The organism is Pseudomonas sp. GW821-FHT07G10, from assembly GCF_059418545.1.
The window spans coordinates 661,238-685,834 of record NZ_JBWKQB010000001.1 but is presented as its reverse complement, the minus strand read 5'-3'; the positions used below and the strand labels follow the sequence as shown (position 1 = coordinate 685,834).

The window sequence follows — 24,597 nt, the reverse complement described above, 5'->3', positions numbered from 1 at the left end:
GCTGATAATCTTGTTGACTATCAGTCTGACTCCACAAGCACCCACACGAATTGCTTGATTCAGTTGTTAAAGAGCGGTTGGTTAAGATCTTTCGTCTCAACCGAGGCGCGCATTCTACGCTTTCCTCTGTATCTGTCAAGCGGTTATTTTCCGAAGTTTTCAAAGTTTCCTTTGCAACTTCAACCACTTGGCGCTTCCGATCACTCGTTAGCGGGAGGCGAATTCTACAGCGTTACACGCTGCTGTCAACACCTCTTTTACACCGCTTTCGACCGAGTGGATCGAACCGTTAATAGAGCCAAACACCACTGCCCCAGCAACTCCTTCCGACCTCGATGAACTGAAGCTCAGGCACCGTCGAAAACTACGTAACTCTTTGTTTACCAAGGAGTTTTCCGTTTCGACTGCGCCGGAAGTGGGGCGAATTATAGGCTTCCAGATTCTGCCGTCAAGGGTTAATTACACTTTTGTTGCCGAGGGGGCTTTTTTCGCTATTAACCGGGGGATTCGACGCGTGACAGGCGGGATACGTAACCCTAATAGCAACGCACCTATAGATGCATACATAGCCCACTCCTTCAGATCCGCACGAACGATCCAAAGCATATGCAGTAATCCAAGCCCCAGGATCACATACGCCAAGCGATGCAACTTTTTCCAGCGACTACCGAGGCGTCGCTGGCTATAACGATTAGAGGTGACCGCCAACACTAACAATCCAAGAAACCCAAGACTGCCGACAACGATGTAAGGCCGCTTATGCAACTCCACTCCCAGTTGCGACCAATCAAGGCCAAGGATAAACACCAGGTAGGCACTCAAATGCATGACCACATAAGCGAAGCACCACAAACCCAACTGCCGTCGTATGGCAATCCACCCCGCCCAACCGGTCAGCCTCTGCAAAGGCGTCATGCTCAGAGTAATCAACAACAGGATCAGCGTGCCCAACCCTAGCCTGTCAACCAGCACCTTTCCTGGATCCGGCCCAAGGGCGAAGATCCAGGCCTGATACAACCAAAGCAGCGGCCAAACCGCCGCCACTATAAAGACGCCAATGCGCCACAACGGATAACGCATCAGTAATTCTTCCGTAGATCGAGGCCGGCATATAAGGAAGCGACCTCATTGGAGTAGCCGTTGAACATTTGTGTCTCGCGCACATTGGGACTGAACAACCCGCTCGGTAGACGACGCTCCCGCGCCTGAGTCCAGCGCGGGTGATCAACCTCAGGATTTACGTTCGCGTAAAAACCGTACTCATCGGATGCAATGCTCTGCCAGGTGGTTTTCGGCTGCTCACTGACCAGACTGATACGCACAATGGATTTGACGCTCTTGAAGCCATACTTCCACGGCACCACAAGACGCAGCGGCGCACCGTTTTGATTGGGAAGCTCGCGCCCATACATACCCACCGCAAGAATCGCCAAAGGATTCATCGCCTCATCCAGACGAAGCCCTTCTATATAAGGCCAATGGATCAAGGCAAAACCAGAGCGCTGACCGGGCATGCTCTTGGGATCCTCCAGGGTTTCGAAACGAATGAACCTGGCTTTGGAGGTCGGCTCAACCTGCTTCAGCAGTGTAGAGATGGGAAAGCCAATCCAGGGAATGACCATCGACCAGGCCTCCACACAACGCAGACGGTAGATCCGTTCCTCTAACTGATAGGGTTTGATGAAATCCTCCAGAGCGTAACGCCCGGGCTTACCCACCTCGCCATCCACCACAACGCTCCACGGCTCGGTTTTCAGCGCACCGGCGTTCTGTGCCGGATCACCTTTATCAGTGCCGAATTCATAGAAGTTGTTGTAGTGGGTCGCATCCTTGAATGGCGTAATCGCCTCATCCTTGATGGTGATGGCCTGCCATTTGGTCGCCGGCAGTTTCTGCGCGAACCAGGACGGAGTTTTGCCTGCCTCGACATCCGCATAACGACCGGCATCTTGCGCATTCGCCCAGCGCGGCAGGCTGCTGAATGCCAGTCCGGCAATAGCACCGCCCAGAATACTGCGGCGAGAGAAGTAGAGGGACTCAGGCGTAACATCCGACTCTTGGCAATCGGACGACTTGGGCAATTTGATTAACATGACAACTCCGCAGCATTGGAGGACTGATGCGCCAATAGACTGCGGAGTATGGGGGAAATTACATCACTCGACGTTTTTGTGACGGCGAAGACGTAACAAATATTGCACTGGGCCGGAGGCCGCATAGGCGAGGAAAACCAGCAACAGAATGCGCGGCGGGTCACTGAAAACTACAGCGAACACCAGCACCACTGCCAGAATCGCAACAAAAGGCACTCGCCCTTTCAGATCCAGCTCCTTGAAGCTGTTGTACTTGATGTTGCTGACCATCAGCATGCCAGCGGCAGCAACCATCAGAGCAACAAGGAAGGACATTTTGGAGCCCTGGATGCCGTAATCGCTGAACGCCCAGACAATCCCGGCTACCACACCTGCCGCGGCCGGACTGGCCAGACCGATGAAATAACGTTTGTCTGCAGTACCCACCTGAGTATTGAAACGCGCCAAACGCAATGCCGCGCCAGCTACATAGACGAATGCGACCATCCAGCCTACCTTGCCCATATCACCCAAGGCCCAGCCAAATGCCAGTAACGCGGGTGCGACGCCAAAGGCGACCATATCGGACAACGAATCATATTCAGCGCCGAAAGCACTCTGGGTGTTGGTCATCCGGGCAACGCGACCATCAAGGCCGTCGAGCACCATGGCGACGAAGATCGCGATCGCGGCAAAAGCAAAATACTTGCTCGCGCTTATCGCGTCACCAGCACTCAAAGCGCTCTGTGCGCTCATGGAATTAATAATGGAGTAAAACCCCGCAAACAGGTTCGCGGTGGTGAACAGATTCGGCAGAAGATAGATACCACGATGCCGGACTTTACGGCCTTCAGCGTCATGTCCTTCTTCGACATGCTCATCGATCGGTAGCAGGCTTTCGGCGTCAGAGGCCTGGTTTGGCTCTTCGGGACGTTCGCTCATGGACATTACCTTACAACGGTGTGGAAAGTTTCGACAGGTGTCTGCGACAACGGTTCGCACGCAGATCCAGCTTTATACCAGAACCTGTCTACACAAACGAAAAAACGCGGCCTAAGCCGCGTTTTCTCTTCAAGGCTAGAACTTAGTTCTTGGCTTTGTCGACGATCTTGTTGGCACCGATCCACGGCATCATCGAGCGCAGTTGCTCGCCGATGATTTCGATACCGTGAGCGGCGTTGTTACGACGCTTGGCGGTCATCGATGGGTAGCCGGTAGCGCCTTCACTGATGAACATCTTGGCATACTCGCCGTCCTGAATGCGTTTCAGGGCGTTGCGCATGGCCTGACGGGATTCGGCGTTGATCACTTCAGGACCCGTCACGTATTCGCCGTATTCAGCGTTGTTGGAGATCGAGTAGTTCATGTTGGCGATACCGCCTTCGTACATGAGGTCAACGATCAGCTTCAGTTCGTGCAGGCACTCGAAGTAGGCCATTTCTGGCGCGTAGCCAGCTTCAACCAGCGTTTCGAAACCAGCTTTAACCAGTTCAACAGTACCGCCACACAGAACAGCCTGTTCGCCGAACAGGTCGGTTTCGGTTTCGTCTTTGAACGTGGTTTCGATGATGCCGGTACGACCGCCGCCAACGCCAGCAGCGTAGGACAGAGCAACGTTTTTGGCGTTGCCGGAAGCATCCTGATAAATAGCGATCAGGTCAGGGATACCGCCGCCCTTGACGAACTCGGAACGCACGGTGTGGCCCGGAGCTTTCGGCGCGATCATGATCACGTCGAGGTCAGCGCGTGGCACAACCTGGTTGTAGTGGATCGCGAAGCCGTGGGAGAAGGCCAGGGTTGCGCCCTGCTTGATGTTCGGCTCGATTTCGTTCTTGTACAGAGCGGACTGGAACTCGTCCGGGGTCAGGATCATGACCAGGTCGGCAGCGGCGACAGCGCTGGCAACGTCAGTCACTTTCAGGCCGTGAGCTTCCGCTTTGGCAACGGTTGCCGAGCCTTTGCGCAGACCAACAGTCACGTCAACGCCAGAGTCTTTCAGGTTGCAAGCTTGTGCGTGGCCTTGGGAGCCGTAACCGATGATGGCTACTTTCTTGCCCTGGATGATCGACAGGTCACAGTCTTTATCGTAATAAACTTTCATGAATTTCCCCTATATATCCAGGCCGTTCAGGCCATTCGCTAATTTGAGTTAGATGCTCAGCACTTTGTCGCCACGGGCAATCCCGGTGACGCCACTGCGTACGGTTTCCAGAATCGCGGCAGTGCCGATCGACTGAATGAAGCTGTCGAGCTTGTCGCTGGTACCGGTCAATTGAACGGTATACACGCTAGCGCTGACATCGACTATCTGCCCACGATAAATGTCGGTAGTACGCTTGATCTCGGCGCGCTGGGCACCGGTGGCTTTGACCTTGACCAGCATCAGTTCACGCTCGATGTGAGCACTTTCCGACAGGTCGACCAGTTTGACCACTTCGATCAGCTTGTTGAGGTTCTTGGTGATTTGTTCAATCACTTCATCATGGCCAACAGTGGTCAGCGTCAAACGCGACAGAGTCGGGTCTTCAGTCGGTGCCACGGTCAGGCTTTCGATGTTGTAGTTACGCTGGGAAAACAGGCCAACAACGCGAGACAAGGCGCCCGGTTCGTTTTCCAGAAGCAAGGAGATAATGTGCCGCATGATTAAGTACGCTCCGTCTTGCTCAGCCACATATCGCGCATGGAGCCGTCTTTGATCTGCATCGGGTAGACGTGTTCGCTGGTATCGACCTGAATATCGAGGAACACCAGGCGATCTTTCATGGCGAACGCTTCTTCCATCTTCGGCTTCAAATCCTTCAGATCAGTGATGCGTATGCCCACGTGACCATAGGCCTCGACCAGCTTGACGAAGTCAGGCAGCGATTCCATATAAGAGTGCGAGTGACGACTGCCGTAGCTCATGTCCTGCCACTGACGAACCATACCCAGCACGCCGTTGTTCAGGTTGACGATTTTTACCGGCAAACCATATTGCAGGCAGGTCGACAGTTCCTGAATGTTCATCTGAATACTGCCTTCACCGGTGACACAGGCAACATCAGCATCAGGGAAGCTCAACTTGACGCCCATGGCAGCAGGGAAACCGAAGCCCATTGTCCCCAGGCCACCGGAGTTGATCCAGCGGTTAGGCTTGTTGAACCGGTAGTACTGCGCCGCGAACATCTGGTGCTGGCCCACGTCGGAGGTCACATAGGCATCGCCCTTGGTCACTTCGCAGAGGGTTTCGATCACGGTCTGCGGCTTGATGATGCTGCCGTCGCCCTTGTCATAAGGGAACAGGCCGCGATCACCGCGCCACTCCTCGACTTGCTTCCACCAACTGGCAACGGAGTCCTTGTTCGGGGTCTCGCCGATTTCCTTGAGGGTCGCAACCATTTCGGTCAGGACGCTCTCGACCGGACCAACGATAGGCACGTCTGCCTTGATGGTCTTGGAAATCGAAGCCGGGTCGATGTCGATGTGAATGATCTTGGCATTCGGGCAAAACTTGGCCGGGCCGTTGATCACGCGATCGTCGAAACGCGCACCGACTGCGAGGATCACGTCGGCGTGGTGCATCGCCAGGTTGGCGGTGTAGCTACCGTGCATGCCGAGCATGCCGATGAACTGACGATCAGTGCCAGGGTATGAACCCAGGCCCATCAATGTATTGGTCACCGGCAGGTTGAGCATTTGCGCCAGTTCAGTCAGCGGTGCGGAGCCGCCACCGAGGATCACGCCGCCGCCCGCATAAAGAACTGGACGCTTGGCCGCCAGCAGCATTTCTGCCGCTTTGCGGATTTGGCCGGAGTGACCACGAACAGCCGGGCTATAGGAACGCAGCTTGGCTTTCTTCGGGAAGATGTATTCAAACTTCTCGGCCGGGTTGGTCATGTCTTTCGGGATATCGACCACGACCGGACCAGGACGACCGGATTGCGCCAGGTAGAACGCCTTCTTCATGACTTCCGGAATTTCCGACGCATGCTTGATCATGAAGCTGTGCTTCACGATCGGCCGGGAAATACCGATCATGTCGGTTTCCTGGAACGCATCGGTGCCAACCATGGTGCTAGGCACCTGACCAGAAATGATCACCATCGGAATGGAGTCCATGTAGGCCGTGGCAATACCGGTGATGGCATTGGTTGCGCCCGGGCCGGAGGTCACCAGTACCACACCGGCTTTACCGGTGGCACGAGCGTAGCCGTCAGCCATATGGGTCGCGGCCTGTTCATGACGAACCAGAATGTGGGTCACTTCCGGTTCTTTGAACAGGGCATCGTAAACATGAAGGAGAGCACCACCCGGGTACCCGTAAATATATTTGACGCCTTCGTCACGCAAAAAGCGGACGAGCATCTCACCGCCAGATAAAAGCTCCACGTTGTTCACCTCTAAAACGCCAGAATACCGTCCACTAAAAAGGGAACGGGTCTTAATAGGTTTACTGCTTAGCAGAGCATGAGCGACGGTGGTCGCCGACTACGTCAGCACTGACTGAGCAAGTATTGGGAGCTCCCCAAGTGTTGCGGGGTTTTCCCACCCAGCGCGAGGTAACGCGTTGCGGGTGTAACAGGTCGGCGCGGATGTGCGCCTCATGATCTACTGAGCGGGTCTGCTTCTGGCAGTCCCTCTACAGCGGACTTTGGATTGTTCTGATTCGCCCTCTCCAAGTCAAGCCGTCAATGTGCTTTATTCAAACCAAGTACATGAGAAAGCAAGAAAAAACCTTTAAACAGCAGCTGTGTTAGCTTCAATTGCGCACCCATGACCAGGAAATGGGTCGACGGTGAGATGCGCCGCCTGACCGACCGACAACGACAGGAACGCATCACCGAAGCACAGAAACAGATTGCAGATATCTGCCAGCAGGTACTGGCAGTCTCCAATTCAGCGAGAGGCGGTGATCAGCAGATCGAATTCTTTGAGCAAGACCTGCAGTTGCCGATCCTTGCCCTGGACATTTCGGGCAGCGAAGACCATTTCGGCCATCTCCTGAATACCCGAGACATTGGGCAGCGGTAGATCGCTTTCCAAAATCGTTTTCATCCGCGGCAGGAAGATCCATTGCAACCATTGCTCGAAGTCCAGGGTATCGATCGAGAACGGTTCGACACTGAGCAGAGCGTCTGCCGATGGCGAGACTTCACCCCACCACCCCTGAACCCGCAGCTCACGCTCGATCAACAGGAGTTGTTCGGCAATTTTCGGAAAGCGTGCATCCATCAGAGAGAAACCTTGGCCTTCTGACGAGCCAGTGCCGCGCCTGCGGGGTCACCCTGTTTCTCACGCGCCTGAGCGATCAGCTCCCACAGGTTCGCCTGAAGAGCCGGACGACCATTGGCGAAGGTCAGACCCCGACGAGCGAACTGCTCGGCTTGCGCCGCATCACCCTGAGCCATGCGCACCTGCGCCAAACGGTAGAGCACTTGCGGTTCGCGCGGGGCGACACGCTGGGCGCGCTCCAGACTGGAGGAGGCACCGTTCAGGTCACCGCTCGCCTGTTGCTGCTGGGCGGTGGTCAGCAAGGCCAGCACAGGACCATCCAACTGCTCGTCAGCGGACAAACCACCGGTGCTGGCGGAAGGAATCCCGCTCGGCGTCGACGGCATACTGTAATTGCCCTGATTGATCGGTGCCGACTGAACAGGCGATGCATCGATCGGTCCTGGAGTGATCGGACCCGGGGTAATCGGCGCACTGCTGATCGGCACCGAAGTGGTCGCGCCACCGCCCGGAATCATCACCACCACGCCCGAGTCTTGCGGGACGGCCTGAGTCTGAGCTTGCGTCGGGCGCTTGACAGTCGTCTGACGGAAGCCGCCATTGGCCGAAATCCTCTCGCTGTTGGAAACGGCGCTGCCGGAATCCACCACCGGAATCGCGCCGCGCTGCACGCTGGAGCAACCGTTGAGCAAAGCCAGAGCTGTAATAGCTGGAATCCACCACTTGTTCACTTAAATCCCTCTTCGCTTAATTCATCCAGCCTTTGACCCAATCCATAACCGACTCAACGGAAGCCGGGCTTGCGCCACCGCAAGCGGCACCGGGAGGCGGTTCACTGCCGCGAATATACGGCATCTGCACCGCGCCCGGGCAGCTCGCTTCGGAACCCTGCCCGGTACGGGAGTCGACCCAAGCCTGAACAACGTTTTCCGGCTGCGGCATATCCAGCGGCAACGGGTCAGCCTTGCGCATGAAACTGGTCCAGACCTGCAGGGCGCCAGTGGCACCGGTGAAGGGTGTTTTACCGTTGTCATCGCGACCGAGCCAGACCACTGCCAGCAAATCCTGGCTAAAACCGGCGAACCAACTGTCTCGTGAATCGTTACTGGTGCCGGTCTTGCCCGCCAGCGCCAGGGTTTTCGGCAGGACGTTGTAGACCGAACTGCCGGTACCTTCGCGCATCACCCGCTGCATGGCGCTCTGGATCAAGTAGATCGAACCCGGATCGAAACGCTGCTGAATCTGGAACGGATAACGCTTGAGCGGCTGGCCTTCGGCGGTCAACACGCTACGAATCCCACGCATCGGCGTATTGAAACCGCCGTTGGCCAGGGTCTGATACATAGTCGCCACTTCCATCGGACTCAAGCCACCAGCCCCCAGCAACATCGACGGGAAGGCTGGAAACTCGCGGGTAATACCCAGGCGCGCCAGTGTCTTGAGGACATTTGGCACACCGACTGCCAGGCCCAGACGTGCGGTCGACAGGTTGTAGGAATGCGCCAACCCCTGGTACAGGAAGACCGTGCCGTGGGAACGGCGATCATAATTCTGCGGCTTCCAGATCTGACCGTCAGCACCCTTCACCGAGAAAACATCATCGGAGAGCCAGCTGGTCAATGTGTATTGGCTGGGTTTCTCAAGTGCAGTCAGGTAAACCGCAGGCTTGACCAACGAGCCGATTGGCCGCACGGCATCCAGTGCCCGGTTGAAACCGGCAAAGCTTGCCTGACGGCTGCCGATCATGGCCTGGACCTCCCCCGTTTCCGGGTTGGTCACCACCATCGCGGCTTCGACCTCATCCGACCCCTTGCGGCCGGCAAGACGCTTGAAGGTATCGTTGACCGAGGCCTCTGCCTTCATCTGCAGAATCGGATCGAAACTGGTGAAAATCCGCAGCCCTTCTTCGGTCAAGTCTTCGTCGCGGTAGTCTTCGCGCAACTGACGTTTGACCAGATCAAGGAAACCCGGGAACGAGCTGTCAGCCAGACTGCCGCGCGTGGTTACGCCCAACGGCATCTTCTTGGCTGCTGCCACTTGCTCGGCAGTCGCAACACCTTGCTGCTCCAGCAGATCGAGTACCAGGTTACGACGCTCAAGCGCATGTTCAGGGTAACGACGCGGGTTATAAAAGGACGGCCCCTTGACCATACCCACCAGCAACGCGACCTGATGCAGTTTGAGTTCGGACAGCGGCTGGCTGAAGAAGAACTGACTGGCCAGCCCAAAACCGTGCACCGCCCGCTGACCGTCCTGACCGATGAAAACTTCGTTGAGGTAAGCCTCAAGGATTTCGCGCTTGTCGTAATGCATCTCAAGCAGCAGGGCCATCATCGCTTCGGTCAACTTACGCGACAGGCTGCGCTCGTTGGTCAGGAAGAAGTTTTTGACCAGTTGCTGAGTCAACGTACTGCCGCCCTGACGCATTTGCCCCGACGAGGTGTTGACCCAAACGGCCCGGGCAATCGACTTCGGAGAAACCCCGAAGTGGTGATAGAAGTCCCGGTCTTCCACAGCTACCAACGTATCAAGCAGGTACGGTGGCACCTGATCGATCTTGATCAGGATGCGATCTTCGAGGTTTTTCGGGTAAAGACCGCCGATCAATAGCGGTTCCAGACGCACAACCGAGACTTTCGAGCCATTGATCGCCGAAAGCTCGGCCACATAGTCTCCGGAGAAACGTACCCGCACCGGCTGGGCCTGCTCCAGACCTTCATAGAACTGGAAACCGCGAGTATTCAAATCGACCGTGTTGCCATTGACCGATGCTGCGCCGGGACCATTGGCGACGCTTTCGCGCCGGTAACCCAGAGCATCGAGTTCAGTCAGGAAATCTTCCTTGCTGAGCTTTTGTCCGACGAACAGCTCCAGCGGCCGGGCATAAACCTTGGCCGGGATGGTCCAGCGCTTGCCGGAGAACTTCTCCTGAACCACTGCATCGAGATAAACCGCAAAGCCGGCGAGCACCACCAGGCCGACCAGGCTGAGCTTCAGAGCCCAGCCTAACCAGGGGCGCAGGCCACCAGAGGGATGTTTTTTAGCGGAACGAGGGGATCGAGTACGAGTCATGGCGGCGGATTATACGCACTTTATTGAGACTCAACAGGAGCCCCCCCAGGTTTGCACTCCCGCCGCTTGCAGCCATAATGACGCCCTTGAATTTTTCCCGACTCCAAAGGATCGCCTGTGAGCCAGTCCCTGATCGCCGCCCTGCAAAATCCGGCCCTCTATCCTCATCCCGTAGAAGGGTTTCAGGTCATCGAGACGCATATCTCCTGGGTGCTGCTCACCGGCCCCTACGCCTATAAAGTGAAGAAGCCAGTCAACTTCGGCTTCCTGGACTTCACTGGCCTGGAGGCTCGCGAACACTTCTGCGGCGAAGAGCTACGCCTGAACCAGCGCCTGACCCACGATTTGTACCTGGAAGTGTTGCCGATTACCGGCAGCGCCGAAGCTCCGCAATTGGCTGGCAGTGGTCCGGTGATCGACTACGCGCTGAAAATGCGTCAGTTCCCGCAAAGCCAATTGCTTAGCACCCTGCAAGCCAATGGCGAGCTGACGACTGCGCACATCGATGCGATGGCCAAACAGATCGCTCAGTTCCACCTCACTGCACCAGTGGTTCCGGCAACCCACGAGGCCGGCACTCCCGAAAGCGTCATGGCACCGGTTCGGCAGAACTTCGAACAAATTCGCCCATTCCTCAGCGACAAGGCTGACCTGCTGCAACTCGACGCCCTGCAAGCCTGGGCAGAAAGCAGCTTCGAGCGTCTCAAGGCACTGCTCGCCCAGCGCAAGGTCGAGGGGTTTATCCGTGAGTGTCACGGTGACATCCACTTGGGCAACGCCACCGTCATTGACGGCAACGTAGTGATCTTTGACTGCATCGAGTTCAACGAACCGTTCCGCTTCACCGACGTATACGCCGACACCGCGTTCCTCGCGATGGACCTGGAAGATCGCGGCCTTAAAAGCCTGGCGCGGCGCTTCATCAGCCAGTACCTGGAGCTGACCGGCGATTACCAGGGACTTGAGCTGCTGAACTTCTACAAGGCCTATCGCGCGCTGGTTCGCGCCAAAGTCAGCCTGTTCAGCATGCCGGCCGAAGCCGACCCGGTACAGCGAGCGGCCACGCTGAAGCAATACCGCAACTACGCCAATCTGGCAGAAAGCTACAGCACCATTCCTTCACGTTTCATGGCGATCACCTGCGGCGTTTCGGCTGTCGGCAAAAGTCATGTAGCCATGCGCCTGGTGGAAGCATTGGGCGCGATCCGCCTACGCTCCGATGTCGAACGCAAGCGGTTGTTTGGCGAGCAACAGGTGCAAAACAACGTTGAGGCGGGCATTTATAGCGCCGAATCCAGTGTTGCCACCTACGCCCGCCTGCATCAGATTGCCGATGTAATTCTGCGTGCCGGTTTCCCCGTAGTGATTGACGCCACATACCTCAAGCGCGAGCAACGCGATGCCGCTTCGAAAATCGCCGAAGCCACCGGCGCGCCGTTCCTGATCCTTGACTGCAATGCTCCGCAAGCGGTCATCGAGAGCTGGCTCGCACAGCGTCAGGCGGAAAAAAATGATCCGTCCGACGCAACCATGGCAGTTATCGAAGCTCAGCAAGCTACTCGTGAGCCCCTGACCGCTGCAGAAATTCTGTGCAGCAAACGTGTCGAGACCAATGAAAGTGGCACACTCGACAGCTTGGTCGCACACATTCGCCAACGCTTGCCGGGCCTGTAAGCAACTATTTCAGCCGTGAAACCGGTATCGGCTTCACGGCTGCAAAATAGTGGCACTATAATGGCGCCATAAATCCAACAGGTGACGCCCCATGAGCCAGCCGAAATTTCTAGACACGCCGCTTTACACGTTGCTGCACAAAGACGACATCGAAGGTTTCAATAGAGAAAGGCCTAACGGCGGACCTATCGACATGCGTGGCGGTGATTTCCGCGGGATCGACCTACGTGATCTGAACGCCGAAGGTATCGATTTCACTGACGCCTATTTCCGCTCAGCTGATTTGCGCGGCCTGGATTTGCGCAGTTCCTCCATGGAAGGCGCGAGCCTGGCACATGCACAAATCTCTGGCGCTTACTTCCCACCAGAGCTGACAGCCGATGAGATTCTCATGTCGGTGAATTTCGGCACGCGCTTGCGCTACCGCACCAGGTAATTCACTCACCTGAAGTCCGGCGCCCCTTACTATGCGCTGGACTGTGCATCGTGATTTCCGCTGTCAACCAGCGTGCCCGCTCTCAACCTCCTTCCCACTGCGTTTGCAGCCCTTTCTATAGCTCTCTGACCTCCCGGCTTAGAAGCTTTTCATCGAAACCTACCAAACAATCACGCTTTTCCTACTGACCGCTACACTCCTTTGAAGCTCGCCCACGCACCGCTCGGCCGTCGCAAGGAGGCTTGATGAATGATGAACTGCAGCACCTGAAAAACCTTGGCAAGACGTCGGCGCAATGGTTACACGCCGTGGGCATCCACAGCGCTTCTGACTTACGCCGCCTGGGGGCGGTGGATGCATATCGGGCCGTGCGAACCCGGGGGTTTCGTGCATCGAAGGTGTTGCTCTATGCAATCGAAGGCGCGCTGATGGACGTGCACTGGAACGACATCCCGGCAGAGCGCAAAGAGGCATTGAACAAACAGCTGGATGCCATATCGTCACGCCATAAGATTTGAGCGGGCAGGATTTTCATGTATTTACTCGGGGAGCAACCGGCCTGCGCCGACGTACTGATCGTTCGACTACAACGGATTCGAAATCCGTTGCTGAAGGACCTTATGCCATGCGGTGAGGTGCTCCGGTTTGAATCGACCGAAGGCCTCTCGACGTCATTTCCGGGCAATCAAAGAAGTCATCCGCTTCTATTCGCCCAAAGAGAAGAGCTTGAAGCCCCTGCTTATAGGGATCAGAAAGAGCGCTTGGCTCAATTCACAGAAATGGAAAAACAGCTATTGACACAGAAATGAGAATCGTTATGATTACCACAACTGGTCGCGAGATCAGTCGATAACCTGGAAGACCAGTGGTTCGGACTCTCAGCTTATCTCCTCATCAGGCTAATCACGGTTATTTGACCCGGCTTTTGCCGGGTCTTTTTTTACCTGTCGAAAAGTGGCCAAAATCGTGCTGAACGGCTTTTCAACTCGCGCTACTGGATCAAGGAAAGATTCCTGGCCCATCCGTGGGCACACCAAAAGCCCCGGCGAAGCATTTGGGTGAGTTCTATGGCCAGTCAGGATTTTACTGACGCAGCTGAGCGCAATAATCCCGTTCCGGCATGGCGGCGGTATACCAGACATAGTCCGCCGTTTCCGGAGTAACCTCGACACCTTCCTGTGCCAGCATCAATACGACCGTCCCGCTCGCCGCCCCAAGGTCAAGCAGATGGACCGGTACTCCAACATCCTTGCGCGCGTGGTAAGCACCGGCAAATAGCAGAGAGGGTACGGGGGCCGCCAGCAGGCGCTCAGCCATCCGCCGATCACGTTGCTGCTGGACAGCCAGCATCGCGGGCATTTGCGCTTCCGGTAGCAGACCACAATGGGATTCGCGTACTTGCGCCAGCAGTTCGTCCTTTACCGAAGCCGAGTTAGAACGAACACCACTCAACGCAGGCGCCTGAGTATAAATTCGTCGCACTTCACTTCTGTCCAGATTGGCCGCCAGCAACGGATAAGGCTGAGCCAGGGCAAAGCGCACGACAGGACCGTACAGCGTCCAGTCCCAACCGGATTGCCACGCCAACGCCCCAGGTAAATCGCCGGGCCAGCCAGACGCCTTCAACCCCATGCGGACCTTGTCGACGCGTGGCTGCTGATCCGGCATCAGCATCTCCAGAAGAAGACTGCCTTGAGCACGACGATCAGCCAACGCCTTTAACAACTGCAATTGCAGTGCATGGTGATCGGGATTGTCGTGCTGCTCACCGACGACGACTCGCGAAGCCTTGGCCAAGTGACCGACCAGTTCATCCACCGTCAGCGCCTGTCCATTATTGAGATCACGGATCACACCGGCAGCCGGCTCTTTCGAACTGTTTGAAACCGGTGTGTCCGGCAATATCGCCGCGTTATGACATGCACCGAGGAGCATCAGAGCCAGTATCAGAATTACGCGCATGCTCTCACTCCGAGGGTGCTCTTAACGGGCGATGATCAACGGGTGCCCGCGCTCCGGATGCTGCTGCACCAGCACATCCAGCCCAAAAACGGCTTTCAGGGGTTCCGGTCGCAGCACCCGCGCCGGGCTGTCCAGCACATGAGGGCGTCCGCCCTCAAGCAACAATAGACGATCACAATAGCGCGCTGCCAGGTTCAGATCATGCAGGATCACCAACACTGCCGCGCCGTGGTCGGCAAACTCGCGAATCGCCTGCAACGTGGTGTGTTGATGCAGCGGATCGAGCATCGACGTCGGCTCGTCGAGCAGCAGGGTTTGCCCGGCCTGCCCCGGCCAAAGCTGCGCCAGCACTCGCGCCAGGTGCACCCGTTGCCGTTCGCCACCGGACAACGCCAGGTAGCTGCGCCCGCTCAGATGTCCGGCGTCGGCTGCATGCAAGGCGGCGGCAATAATTTCGTCGTCGCGGACTCGACCGCTTTGGTGGGGCAAGCGCCCCATACCGACCACCTCTTCGACCCGAAAGGCAAAATCCAACGTCGAGGTCTGTGGCAATACCGCCAGGCGTTGCGCCCTTTGCGCACCATCCCAGTGTCCCAACTCACGCTCATCTAGCCAGACCTTTCCATGAGCGGGACGCAACTCACCGCACAATGCACCGAGCAACGTGCTCTTGCCCGCACCGTTCGGCCCGAGCACGCCGAGCACTTCGCCCGGTTTGAGCTCCAGGTTGATATCCGCCAACACCGTCTGCTTGCCGCGGTGGATCTGCAGGTTTTCCGCTCGCAGCATCAGGCGCGCCCTCGTAGCAACAAGTACAGAAAGAACGGTGCACCGATAAACGCCGTGACTATCCCGATCGGTAGCTCGGCGGGCGCCAAGGCCAAACGCGCCACCAGATCGGCAAACAGCAGCAGACTCGCCCCCGCCAACACCGAGGCAGGCAACAAAACCCGGTGATCCGGCCCGGCCAATAACCGCACCAGATGCGGCACCACCAACCCGACAAAGCCGATCATCCCGGCCGCCGCAACCGCCGCGCCGACTCCGAGCGCCGTGCAGAACACCAATTCACGCTTGAGCCTTTCAACGTCGATGCCCAAATGGCTGGCCTCCGATTCGCCCAGCAACAGTGCATTCAGCGCCTTGGCCCGACGCGGAAGCCACAGCGCCACCGCCGCGCTCACCAGCAGTAACGGCCACAGTCGCGAATAACTGGCGCCGTTAAGGCTGCCCAGATTCCAGAAAGCCAGCGTACGCAACGTGGCGTCATCCGCCAGATAAGTGAACAAGCCGACTGCCGAGCCGGCCAGCGCGGTCAGAGCGATCCCCGCCAACAGCATGGTCGCCACGCTGGTTTGACCATTACGACGGCCGAGGCGATAGACCAGCGCCGTCACCCCCAGCCCGCCGAGAAAGGCACACAGCGAAAGCAGGTAAGGACCTAACGCCTCAGGCAGCCCGCCAAGCGCCGCGCCACCAACAATCGCGATCGCAGCGCCCAACGCGGCACCACTGGATACGCCGACCAGCCCCGGGTCGGCCAACGGATTGCGGAATAAACCCTGCATCGCCACGCCGGACAACGCCAGTACCCCGCCCACTGCCAGGCCGAGCAACGTCCGCGGTAGACGAATCTGGCCGAGGATCAGTTCGGCCTGCTCCAGCCCCTCTGCCGGAATTGGCAACCCGCTCAAGCGCAATGCTGCGCGCAACGTATCCAACAACGGCAAACTGACCGGCCCCAGCGCCAATGACAGCCAAATCGCCAATACACACAACAGGCTCAAGCTGATAAACAAGGCTCGCGGCTTTACCAGAGTGCTCATGGGGCAGTTTTAGCCTTGGCTGATTCAATGGAATAGAAGCTGGCCGACAATTTCACCAGACTTTCCGGCAACCGTGGACCGAGACCGCCTACCAACAAGCTCGGATCGAGCTCAAACACTTGCCCGCCCTTGGCTGCACGGGTTGAGGCAAGGATCGGGTTCTCCTTGAACAGTGCGGCGCGCGCAGCGTCGCCGGTCAAGCTGCGGTCAGCGAAGACCAGTACTTCGGGATTCAGGCCGGCCAGGGACTCGACTGAAAAGGGTTTGTAGCCGCTATGAGTCGCCAGATTCTGGCCGCCGGCCTCCTGCAGCAACCAGTCAGCCGCCGTGTCCTTGCCGGCAATCAAGGGTTTGCCACCCGCATGTCCCACTAGCAACAGCACACCCGGTGCTTTTTGCCGGGTCTGCAGCTGGCTGACCCAGACCCTCTGCTGTTCCAGTTGCTGCTGATAGTTGCGAAACAATCGCGCGGCCTTGTCTTCGTTGCCCAACAGCTTGCCCAGATGCTGCAAGTTACCCTGCAAGGTCGGCAAATCAGGTTGCGCCGAGAACAGCTCGACCTGCACGCCTGCGCTACGAATCTGCGACAGCGTCGGCGGTGGGCCCATTTCTTCGGTGCCGACGAGAATCTGCGGGCGCAAACTCAAAATGCCCTCAGCTGACAACTGCCGCTGATAACCGATACTGGGCAGTGCCTTGAGTGATTCCGGGTGCTGGCTTGTAGTATCCACACCAACCAGCTTCGACTCGCCCCCCAATGCGCTGACCCACTCCGACAACGCTCCACCGGCACTGACCCAACGTTGCGGCAATTGAGCCGCTACGGCGCCATGGGCAAGCAAAAGTCCGACACAGAACACAATAGCGCTGGAACTCAGGCGCATAAGAGGTTTTCCTTTGAGGGGCTGCCCCACCGGATTACGCGTCAATGTGACATGCCGAGGACCCTCGGCATCGTAATCAGCGAGTGCCTGCACAACGAGCGAAGCGCGCATTTGATAATTGCTTGCATTTGAGCGTCAAGCACAGTCATGTTTCGTCACATCACACCATGGCAGCCCGAGCATAGAGCCTTCGGCATTTGAGGATAGACATGAAGTTTCTTTGCACCCACGCCGAACTGGGCGATGCCAGCAGCCGCGGTTTTGATATCGACGGCCAGAAGCTGTTCGCCGTACGCCGTGACGGCCAGGTCTACGTCTATGTAAACCGCTGTCCGCACCGGGGCGTTGCGCTGGAATGGCAGCCCGATCAGTTTCTCGACCAGAGCGCCAGCCTGATCCAGTGCGCCACCCACGGCGCACTGTTCCTGATCGAAAGCGGTGAATGCATCGCCGGCCCTTGTGCCGGGCAATCCTTGACCCCCATCCCCTGCAAGGAAGATAGCCATGGGATCTGGGTGCAACTCTAGCCGTTCAGGATGACCTCCAGACGCCGGTCGATGCAGACCTCTTCTGCGCTCAGCCGCACGCCGTAAGCCAACACCTCGACCCCGGACGCAATCGCCTCACGCAGCGCCGCGGCATAACCCGGATCGATCTCCTCGGCCGGACGCACTGCCTCGATGCCGGTCAGGTTGACGCAATACAACTGCACCGCACGAATACCGTCCCGCGCCAGACAGGCCAACTCCCGCAGATGCTTGGCGCCGCGTACGGTCACGGCGTCGGGAAACGCGGCGATCGGTGAACCATTGAAGCCTAGCGTGACACTTTTGACCTCGACAAACGCCGGGCCACTTGGGTAATCCAGGCGGAAATCGATTCGGCTGTTTTCCTGACCGTAAGCCACTTCGCGCTTCAGCCCGGTGAAGCCATTGAGCTCAGCGATCAAACCGGCGCGCAAAGCCTCCTCGATCAAGCCATTGGCCCGCGCCGTATTGACGCACGCCAGCCGCCCCTGTGGGGTTTCGCTGATTTCCCAGGTACCGGGCAGTTTACGTTTAGGGTCATTGGAACGACTGAACCAGACCTGCCCGCCTTCCACCATGCAGTTCAACATCGAGCCGGTATTGGGGCAGTGAATGGTCAGCAACTCGCCGCCAATGGTTTCGATATCCGCCAAAAACCGTTTATAGCGACGTAGCAAACGACCTTCTTCGAGTGGAGGATGAAAGCGCATCAGCCTTGCCAGCTCCGCAAACCGCGAGCAATTCGCTCGACTGCTTCCTGCAAACGATCCAGATTCTGGGTATAGGCAAAGCGCACGTGATGGCCGGCCTGATGACGGCCGAAGTCCAGCCCCGGCGTAAAGGCGACGTGCTCGGTTTCAAGGAAATGCCGGCAGAAAGCAAAGGCATCACCACCAAACGCGCTGATATCCGCGTATAGGTAAAACGCACCTTCCGGTTCCACGGCAATACCGAACCCCAGCTCCCGCAGGGCTGGCAACAGGAAGTCACGACGACGGCCAAACTCGGCGCGCCGCTCTTCAAGAATGCTCAGCGTGTCGGGCTCGAAGCAGGCTAATGCGGCGTGCTGAGCCATGCTTGGTGCACTGATATAGAGATTCTGCGCAAGTTTTTCCAGTTCACCGATGGCCGCTTGCGGCGCCACCAACCAACCCAGGCGCCAGCCCGTCATGCCGAAATATTTCGAGAAACTATTGAGGACAAACGCGCTGTCATCGACTTCCAGCACGCTGGCCGCGTCGGTGCCATAGGTCAGACCGTGATAGATCTCGTCCACCACCAGATGACCGTTACGCGCCTTGATCGCAGCAGACAGCCCGGCCAATTCGTTACGACTCAAAATGGTCCCGGTCGGATTGGCCGGTGAAGCCACCAGCGCACCGACGCTATCCTGATCCCAATGATGCTCGACCAGCTGCGGGGTGAGTTGATAACGCGTGTGCGGACCCACCGGCACCAGCTGCGCCGCACCTTCCACCAATCGCAGAAAGTGCCGGTTGCACGGGTAACCCGGGTCCGCCAGCAGCCAGTGTTTACCCGGATCGACCAGTAAACTGCTGGCCAGCAGCAGCGCACCCGAGCCACCGGGGGTGATCAGAATCCGCTCGGGATCGATGTCCAGGCCGTATCGCTGCCGGTAAAAACCAGAGATGGCAGCTCGCAACTCCGGGATTCCACGGGCGGCGGTGTAACGGGTTTTCCCCGCTGTCAGCGCAGCCTGGCCAGCCTTGATAATCGGCTCAGCCGTGGTGAAGTCCGGCTCACCGATTTCCAGGTGAATGACATCGTGGCCGGCCGCCTGCAACTCGTTGGCGCGTGCCAGCAACGCCATGACGTGGAAAGGTTCGATAGCGCGGCTGCGCGCACTGTAGGGCTGAGCCATTAGCCATTCCTTCAATGGGGAGCAAAAAACTGATTCTACCCAACGACTGGATCGAGGGAGAGCTTAAAGCAGTTTGAACCATCAGATCGCAAGATCAAACAACTCGAACGTCTGGCTCAAGTTTGACTAAAATCATTAATTGAGCAGGCTCCAGACCTACCAGGCCAGACTTTTCAACCTTTTGCCAACATCACGGACCGCAGGCTCGACAACCGGGAGTAGCGCGGCCCGATTTGATCTGGTAAGTTCGCCCGCTTGCAGCCGCAGGGCCGGCAGGTGTCGGTATGGAACATTCCTGCGCAATGGATTACAAGAGTAGAGGCGGTCCATTCATGCCCACCCAAGCAAAGCAAAATCAGAGCCAGTCGATCAGCGGCTTCGAACCCTACAAAGAAGTGAAGGGTGAGGAGTACATGGGCGAGCCCATGCGCAAGCACTTCACCAAGATCCTGAACAAGTGGAAACAGGACTTGATGCGGGAAGTCGACCGCACTGTTGATCACATGAAAGACGAAGCGGCCAACTTCCCTGACCCGGCCGACCGTGCCAGTCAGGAAGAAGAATTCAGCCTTGAACTGCGTGCCCGCGATCGCGAGCGCAAGTTGATCAAGAAAATCGACAAGACCCTGCAGCTGATCGAAGACGAAGAGTACGGCTGGTGCGAGTCCTGCGGCGTCGAAATCGGCGTCAAGCGACTGGAAGCCCGCCCTACCGCCGACATGTGTGTCGATTGCAAAACGCTGGCGGAAATCAAGGAAAAGCAGGTCGGCAAGTAACCGTCGACTTGAACGAAGAACGGAGCGTGCAAACGCTCCGTTTTTGTTTCTGGCGCCTGAACGCCCGCAGGAGCAGCCGGTCGACGCTCGATTGGTCCGGGCGGCGTTCCGACGATGTCGATTTCAAGGATACCATCGCCGGCAAGCCGTGCGCCTACCGGAACAGACAACGTAACATCGCACCCATGACTACCATTAAATCCCCCGCGTATATCGGGCGCTTCGCCCCCACTCCCAGTGGTTACCTGCACTTCGGCTCGCTGGTCGCTGCCCTGGCCTCGTACCTCGATGCCCGCTCGGTAGGCGGACACTGGTTGGTACGCATGGAGGATCTTGACCCACCACGGGAAGAACCCGGCGCCCAAGTTGCGATCCTTGCTGCTCTGGAGCACTACGGCTTCGAATGGGATGGCGAAATGGTCCGACAGAGTGACCGTCACGATGCTTACGCCGAAGTGCTCAATCGCCTGTTCAACCATGGTTTGGCCTACGCTTGCACCTGCTCACGCAAACAGCTTGAGCCCTATCACGGCGTCTATCCCGGCCTGTGTCGCAATGCTGGCCACGCCAGTGACAACGCCGCAATCCGCTTGCGGGTGCCCGAGCTTGAATACCATTTTAAAGATCGGGTGCAGGGCGAGTTTCGTCAACATCTGGGGCGCGACGTCGGTGACTTCGTCATTCGCCGCCGCGACGGGCTTTACGCCTATCAACTGGCGGTAGTGCTCGATGACGCCTGGCAAGGTGTGACGGATATTGTCCGCGGCGCCGACCTGCTGGACTCCACACCGCGTCAGCTGTACCTGCAAGAATTGCTGGGACTGCCGCAACCGCGCTACCTGCACGTGCCGCTGATAACTCAACCGGACGGCCACAAGCTGGGAAAATCCTACCGTTCAGCACCGCTGCCCGACGATCAAGCCACGCCACTGTTACTCCGAGCACTGCGTGCCCTGGGCCAGAAACCCGCTAGCGAACTCGACTACGCCAGCCCCCGGGAAGTGCTGAGCTGGGGCATTAAGCACTGGGATGCTTTGCAGATCCCGCGCACACTGACCTTGCCCGAAGCGCAAATACGCTGACGGCGCTTGCAGCTTGGCGCCCATCCGTTACCATCGCCGCACGTTTTCGGGCACGCGCACACTAAAGAGAGGCCAGGATGTACATCTATCGTTTGGTCCTGCTCCTGGTAGTCGGGATCTATCTGTTCTCCCCGGCCATCATGGATTGGTGGATCGACGCCACTGGCGCCTGGTATCGCCCTTATCTGCTCTGGCTGATTCTGATCGTCGTGACCTTCATCCTGCAGAGTCAAAAAGATGCCGATGAGCTTTAGCCTGACCCAGATGATCCTGATCAGCGCCGCCTACCTGGCGGTGCTGTTTGCAGTGGCCTGGATCAGTGAGCGCGGGATGATCCCGCGCTCGATCATTCGCCACCCACTGACCTATACCTTGTCGCTGGGTGTGTACGCCAGCGCCTGGGCGTTTTACGGCACGGTCGGCCTGGCCTATCAGTACGGCTATGGCTTTTTGTCCAGTTACCTCGGGGTTTCCGGGGCCTTCCTGCTGGCGCCAGTGTTGCTGTATCCGATTCTGAAAATCACCCGCACCTACCAGCTATCGTCCCTGGCCGACCTGTTCGCATTCCGTTTCCGCAGCACCTGGGCCGGCGCGTTGACGACGATTTTCATGCTGATCGGCGTCTTGCCATTGCTGGCGCTGCAGATTCAGGCAGTCGCCGACTCCATCAGCATCCTCACCCGCGAGCCGGTACAGCATCGCGTGGCCCTGAGTTTCTGTGCGCTGATCACCCTGTTCACGATCTTCTTCGGCTCCCGGCATATCGCTACCCGGGAAAAGCACGAAGGGCTGGTGTTCGCGATCGCTTTTGAGTCGGTGATCAAGCTGATCGCCATCGGCGGCGTCGGTCTGTATGCCCTGTACGGTGTGTTCGACGGTCCGCAACAGCTTGAGCTATGGCTGCTGCAGAACCAGACCGCCCTCGCCGCCTTGCACACACCTCTGCAAGAAGGCCCATGGCGCACGCTGTTGCTGGTTTTCTTCGCCTCGGCAATCGTCATGCCGCACATGTACCACATGACCTTCACCGAAAACCTCAACCCGCGCGCTTTAGTGAGCGCAAGCTGGGGCCTTCCGCTTTTCCTGCTGCTGATGAGCCTGGCGGTGCCACTGATTCTCTGGGCCGGCCTGAAACTGGGTGCCACCACCCATCCGGAATACTTCACCCTGGGTGTCGGCATTGCCGCCAATAGCAAGGCACTGGCGCTATTGGCTTATGTCGGCGGGCTGTCGGCCGCCAGCGGGCTGATCATCGTCACCACCCTGGCGCTGTCCGGGATGGCCTTGAATCACCTGGTGCTGCCGCTCTATCAGCCGCCCGCCGAAGGCAACATCTATCGCTGGTTGAAGTGGACCCGCCGGGCGCTGATCGTCGCGATCATCATGGCCGGCTACGCATTCTATCTATTGCTGGGAGCCGAGCAGGATCTGGCCAACCTCGGCATCGTCGCCTTCGTCGCGACGTTGCAATTCTTGCCCGGCGTGCTGTCGGTGCTGTATTGGCCTACGGCCAACCGCCGCGGCTTCATTGCCGGGTTGCTGGCGGGGACGCTGGTGTGGCTGGTGACGATGCTGTTGCCGTTGATCGGCAATCTGCAGGGCTTCTATATTCCGCTGCTGAACATGATCTACGTGCTGGATGACACCAGTTGGCACATGGCGGCCATCGCCTCGCTGGCCGCCAACGTGCTGATGTTCACCCTGATCTCGCTGTTCACCAATGCCAGCACCGAAGAAGCCAGTGCCGCTGAAGCCTGTGCAGTGGATAACGTCCGTCGCCCGCAACGCCGAGAACTTCACGCGGCCTCGCCACAGGAGTTCGCCACGCAACTGGCCAAACCGCTGGGGGCCAAAGCCGCACAGAAAGAAGTCGAACAGGCGTTGCGCGACCTTTATCTGCCCTTCGATGAGCGTCGTCCTTACGCCTTGCGCCGGTTGCGCGATCGTATCGAGGCCAACCTCTCCGGCTTGATGGGGCCGAGCGTGGCCCAGGATATGGTCGAGACTTTCCTGCCATACAAGGCCGGCGGTGAGAACTATGTCACTGAAGATATCCACTTCATCGAAAGCCGCCTCGAGGACTACCACTCGCGCCTGACCGGCCTGGCGGCCGAGCTCGACGCCTTGCGTCGATATCACAGACAAACCTTGCAGGAACTGCCGATGGGCGTCTGCTCGCTGGCCAAGGACCAGGAAATCCTCATGTGGAACAAAGCCATGGAAGAGCTGACCGGCATCGCCGCCCAGCGTGTGGTGGGTTCGCGCCTGAGCACTATTAACGATCCGTGGAAAGAATTGCTGCAAGGCTTCATCAACCTGCCGGACGAGCATTTGCACAAGCATCACCTGGCCCTCGACGGCCAGACCCGCTGGTTGAACCTGCACAAAGCCGCCATCGACGAGCCGCTGGCGCCCGGCAACAGCGGCCTGGTGCTGCTGGTCGAAGACCTGACCGAAACCCAGATGCTTGAGGACAAACTGGTGCATTCCGAGCGGCTGGCCAGCATCGGCCGACTGGCTGCCGGCGTGGCACATGAAATCGGCAACCCGATCACCGGTATCGCCTGCCTGGCGCAAAATCTGCGCGAAGAGCGCGAAGATGACAGCGAACTGACCGAAATCAGCGGCCAGATCCTTGAACAGACCAAGCGCGTCTCACGCATCGTCCAGTCGCTGATGAGCTTCGCCCACGCTGGTAGCCATCAGCACAGCGACGAGCCCGTGTGCCTGGCCGAAGTTGCGCAGGACGCCATTGGCTTGCTGGCACTGAACCGACGCAACTTCGAAGTGCAATTTTTCAACCTGTGCGACCCCGAGCACTGGGTCGACGGCGACCCACAGCGGCTCGCCCAGGTACTGATCAACCTGCTGTCCAATGCCCGCGACGCCTCACCGGCCGGCAGTGCAGTACGGGTCAAAAGCGAAGCCGGCGAACACACGGTCGATTTGATCGTCGAAGACGAAGGCAGTGGTATCCCGAAGAACATCATGGACCGATTGTTCGAACCCTTCTTCACCACCAAGGATCCTGGTGAAGGCACCGGTCTGGGCCTTGCACTGGTCTATTCCATCGTTGAAGAGCATTATGGACAAATCACCATCGACAGCCCGGCTGACTCCGAAAGCCAACGCGGCACCCGTATCAGGGTGACCTTACCGCGTCATGTCGAAGCGACGTCCGCTGTGAACTGAG

General features: G+C 58.0%; 23 protein-coding genes and 1 pseudogene. 9 read left to right on the top strand and 15 right to left on the bottom strand.

The window, feature by feature from the left end; translation table 11 throughout:
- Positions 1-459 precede the first annotated feature (459 nt).
- From msrQ to AC07O1_RS03150, 6 genes are all read right to left on the bottom strand, one after another.
- Positions 460-1,080 carry a protein-methionine-sulfoxide reductase heme-binding subunit MsrQ gene (gene msrQ / locus AC07O1_RS03175; RefSeq protein ID WP_495011340.1) on the bottom strand — a complete coding sequence of 207 codons (621 nt, stop codon included), beginning with the start codon at positions 1,078-1,080 and terminating at the stop codon, positions 460-462.
- On the bottom strand, positions 1,080-2,093 hold the full coding sequence (gene msrP / locus AC07O1_RS03170; protein ID WP_495087876.1) for a protein-methionine-sulfoxide reductase catalytic subunit MsrP: 1,014 nt from the start codon (positions 2,091-2,093) through the stop codon (positions 1,080-1,082). Before msrP ends, msrQ begins: the two co-directional genes overlap by 1 nt.
- A gap of 63 nt (positions 2,094-2,156) precedes the next feature.
- Positions 2,157-3,014 (bottom strand): CDP-diacylglycerol--serine O-phosphatidyltransferase, encoded by an 858-nt coding sequence (pssA, locus tag AC07O1_RS03165; RefSeq protein WP_494995689.1) that lies wholly within the window; start codon positions 3,012-3,014, stop codon positions 2,157-2,159.
- A gap of 142 nt (positions 3,015-3,156) precedes the next feature.
- Positions 3,157-4,173 carry a ketol-acid reductoisomerase gene (ilvC, locus tag AC07O1_RS03160; protein ID WP_057725048.1) on the bottom strand — a complete coding sequence of 339 codons (1,017 nt, stop codon included), beginning with the start codon at positions 4,171-4,173 and terminating at the stop codon, positions 3,157-3,159.
- Positions 4,174-4,221: 48 nt separating this feature from the next.
- Positions 4,222-4,713 carry an acetolactate synthase small subunit gene (ilvN, locus tag AC07O1_RS03155; RefSeq protein WP_150643298.1) on the bottom strand — a complete coding sequence of 164 codons (492 nt, stop codon included), beginning with the start codon at positions 4,711-4,713 and terminating at the stop codon, positions 4,222-4,224.
- Between the two features lie 2 nt (positions 4,714-4,715).
- The gene (locus AC07O1_RS03150) at positions 4,716-6,440 is read right to left on the bottom strand and encodes an acetolactate synthase 3 large subunit (RefSeq protein ID WP_494995688.1); all 1,725 of its coding nucleotides are present in this window, start codon (positions 6,438-6,440) and stop codon (positions 4,716-4,718) included.
- 381 nt (positions 6,441-6,821) lie between these two features.
- Here AC07O1_RS03150 and AC07O1_RS03145 point away from each other — a divergent pair.
- Positions 6,822-6,926, top strand: a pseudogene (locus tag AC07O1_RS03145) (DUF4124 domain-containing protein); the annotation flags it as partial.
- 21 nt (positions 6,927-6,947) lie between these two features.
- Here AC07O1_RS03145 and AC07O1_RS03140 read toward each other — a convergent pair.
- From AC07O1_RS03140 to mrcB, 3 genes are read right to left on the bottom strand one after another with little or no spacing between them, the layout of a single operon-like run.
- Positions 6,948-7,283 (bottom strand): YqcC family protein, encoded by a 336-nt coding sequence (locus AC07O1_RS03140; protein WP_494995687.1) that lies wholly within the window; start codon positions 7,281-7,283, stop codon positions 6,948-6,950.
- Positions 7,283-8,014 (bottom strand): tetratricopeptide repeat protein, encoded by a 732-nt coding sequence (locus AC07O1_RS03135; RefSeq protein ID WP_495087875.1) that lies wholly within the window; start codon positions 8,012-8,014, stop codon positions 7,283-7,285. Before AC07O1_RS03135 ends, AC07O1_RS03140 begins: the two co-directional genes overlap by 1 nt.
- A 16-nt stretch (positions 8,015-8,030) precedes the next feature.
- Positions 8,031-10,355, bottom strand: coding sequence for a penicillin-binding protein 1B (gene mrcB / locus AC07O1_RS03130; protein ID WP_495087874.1), 2,325 nt, complete (start codon positions 10,353-10,355; stop codon positions 8,031-8,033).
- Positions 10,356-10,472: 117 nt separating this feature from the next.
- On the opposite strand from mrcB, the gene AC07O1_RS03125 reads away from it, so the two are divergent.
- From AC07O1_RS03125 to AC07O1_RS03115, 3 genes are all read left to right on the top strand, one after another.
- A complete protein-coding gene (locus tag AC07O1_RS03125) occupies positions 10,473-12,029 on the top strand; it encodes a bifunctional aminoglycoside phosphotransferase/ATP-binding protein (RefSeq protein WP_495087873.1) in 1,557 nt (518 codons plus the stop codon).
- Between the two features lie 91 nt (positions 12,030-12,120).
- A complete protein-coding gene (locus AC07O1_RS03120) occupies positions 12,121-12,465 on the top strand; it encodes a pentapeptide repeat-containing protein (protein WP_495087872.1) in 345 nt (114 codons plus the stop codon).
- Between the two features lie 245 nt (positions 12,466-12,710).
- A complete protein-coding gene (locus AC07O1_RS03115) occupies positions 12,711-12,983 on the top strand; it encodes a TfoX/Sxy family protein (RefSeq protein ID WP_007902045.1) in 273 nt (90 codons plus the stop codon).
- A 565-nt stretch (positions 12,984-13,548) separates the two neighbouring features.
- Here the strand turns inward: AC07O1_RS03115 and AC07O1_RS03110 are convergent.
- The 4 genes from AC07O1_RS03110 to AC07O1_RS03095 are packed head-to-tail and all read right to left on the bottom strand — an operon-like array spanning position 13,549 to position 17,137.
- Positions 13,549-14,427, bottom strand: a complete 879-nt coding sequence (locus tag AC07O1_RS03110) for a ChaN family lipoprotein (RefSeq protein WP_495087871.1) — start codon at positions 14,425-14,427, stop codon at positions 13,549-13,551.
- Between the two features lie 21 nt (positions 14,428-14,448).
- Positions 14,449-15,216 carry a heme ABC transporter ATP-binding protein gene (locus tag AC07O1_RS03105; protein WP_495087870.1) on the bottom strand — a complete coding sequence of 256 codons (768 nt, stop codon included), beginning with the start codon at positions 15,214-15,216 and terminating at the stop codon, positions 14,449-14,451.
- Positions 15,216-16,253 (bottom strand): FecCD family ABC transporter permease, encoded by a 1,038-nt coding sequence (locus AC07O1_RS03100; protein ID WP_495087869.1) that lies wholly within the window; start codon positions 16,251-16,253, stop codon positions 15,216-15,218. The genes AC07O1_RS03105 and AC07O1_RS03100 overlap by 1 nt, the downstream gene beginning before the upstream one ends.
- On the bottom strand, positions 16,250-17,137 hold the full coding sequence (locus AC07O1_RS03095) for a heme/hemin ABC transporter substrate-binding protein (RefSeq protein WP_495087868.1): 888 nt from the start codon (positions 17,135-17,137) through the stop codon (positions 16,250-16,252). The genes AC07O1_RS03100 and AC07O1_RS03095 overlap by 4 nt, the downstream gene beginning before the upstream one ends.
- Before the next feature lie 209 nt (positions 17,138-17,346).
- Here AC07O1_RS03095 and AC07O1_RS03090 point away from each other — a divergent pair, with 209 nt between their 5' ends.
- The gene (locus AC07O1_RS03090) at positions 17,347-17,664 is read left to right on the top strand and encodes a Rieske (2Fe-2S) protein (RefSeq protein ID WP_495087867.1); all 318 of its coding nucleotides are present in this window, start codon (positions 17,347-17,349) and stop codon (positions 17,662-17,664) included.
- On the opposite strand, the gene sfsA is transcribed toward AC07O1_RS03090, so the two are convergent.
- Together sfsA and AC07O1_RS03080 are read right to left on the bottom strand one after the other, a co-directional pair.
- Positions 17,661-18,374: a DNA/RNA nuclease SfsA gene (gene sfsA / locus AC07O1_RS03085; RefSeq protein WP_495011333.1), complete on the bottom strand. Its 714-nt coding sequence runs from the start codon at positions 18,372-18,374 to the stop codon at positions 17,661-17,663. The two genes, AC07O1_RS03090 and sfsA, sit on opposite strands and share 4 nt — an antisense overlap.
- Positions 18,374-19,546 (bottom strand): pyridoxal phosphate-dependent aminotransferase, encoded by a 1,173-nt coding sequence (locus tag AC07O1_RS03080; protein ID WP_495087866.1) that lies wholly within the window; start codon positions 19,544-19,546, stop codon positions 18,374-18,376. Before AC07O1_RS03080 ends, sfsA begins: the two co-directional genes overlap by 1 nt.
- A gap of 332 nt (positions 19,547-19,878) precedes the next feature.
- Between AC07O1_RS03080 and dksA the strand changes: the two genes are divergently transcribed.
- From dksA to AC07O1_RS03060, 4 genes are all read left to right on the top strand, one after another.
- A complete protein-coding gene (gene dksA / locus AC07O1_RS03075) occupies positions 19,879-20,322 on the top strand; it encodes an RNA polymerase-binding protein DksA (protein ID WP_495087865.1) in 444 nt (147 codons plus the stop codon).
- 185 nt (positions 20,323-20,507) lie between these two features.
- Complete coding sequence (gluQRS, locus tag AC07O1_RS03070; protein ID WP_495087864.1) at positions 20,508-21,404, top strand: tRNA glutamyl-Q(34) synthetase GluQRS; 897 nt, start codon at positions 20,508-20,510, stop codon at positions 21,402-21,404.
- 77 nt (positions 21,405-21,481) lie between these two features.
- The gene (locus tag AC07O1_RS03065) at positions 21,482-21,658 is read left to right on the top strand and encodes a hypothetical protein (RefSeq protein WP_003176118.1); all 177 of its coding nucleotides are present in this window, start codon (positions 21,482-21,484) and stop codon (positions 21,656-21,658) included.
- Entirely contained in the window at positions 21,642-24,596 is a 2,955-nt protein-coding gene (locus AC07O1_RS03060; protein ID WP_495087863.1) for a sensor histidine kinase, read from the top strand. Before AC07O1_RS03065 ends, AC07O1_RS03060 begins: the two co-directional genes overlap by 17 nt.
- Position 24,597 lies beyond the last annotated feature (1 nt).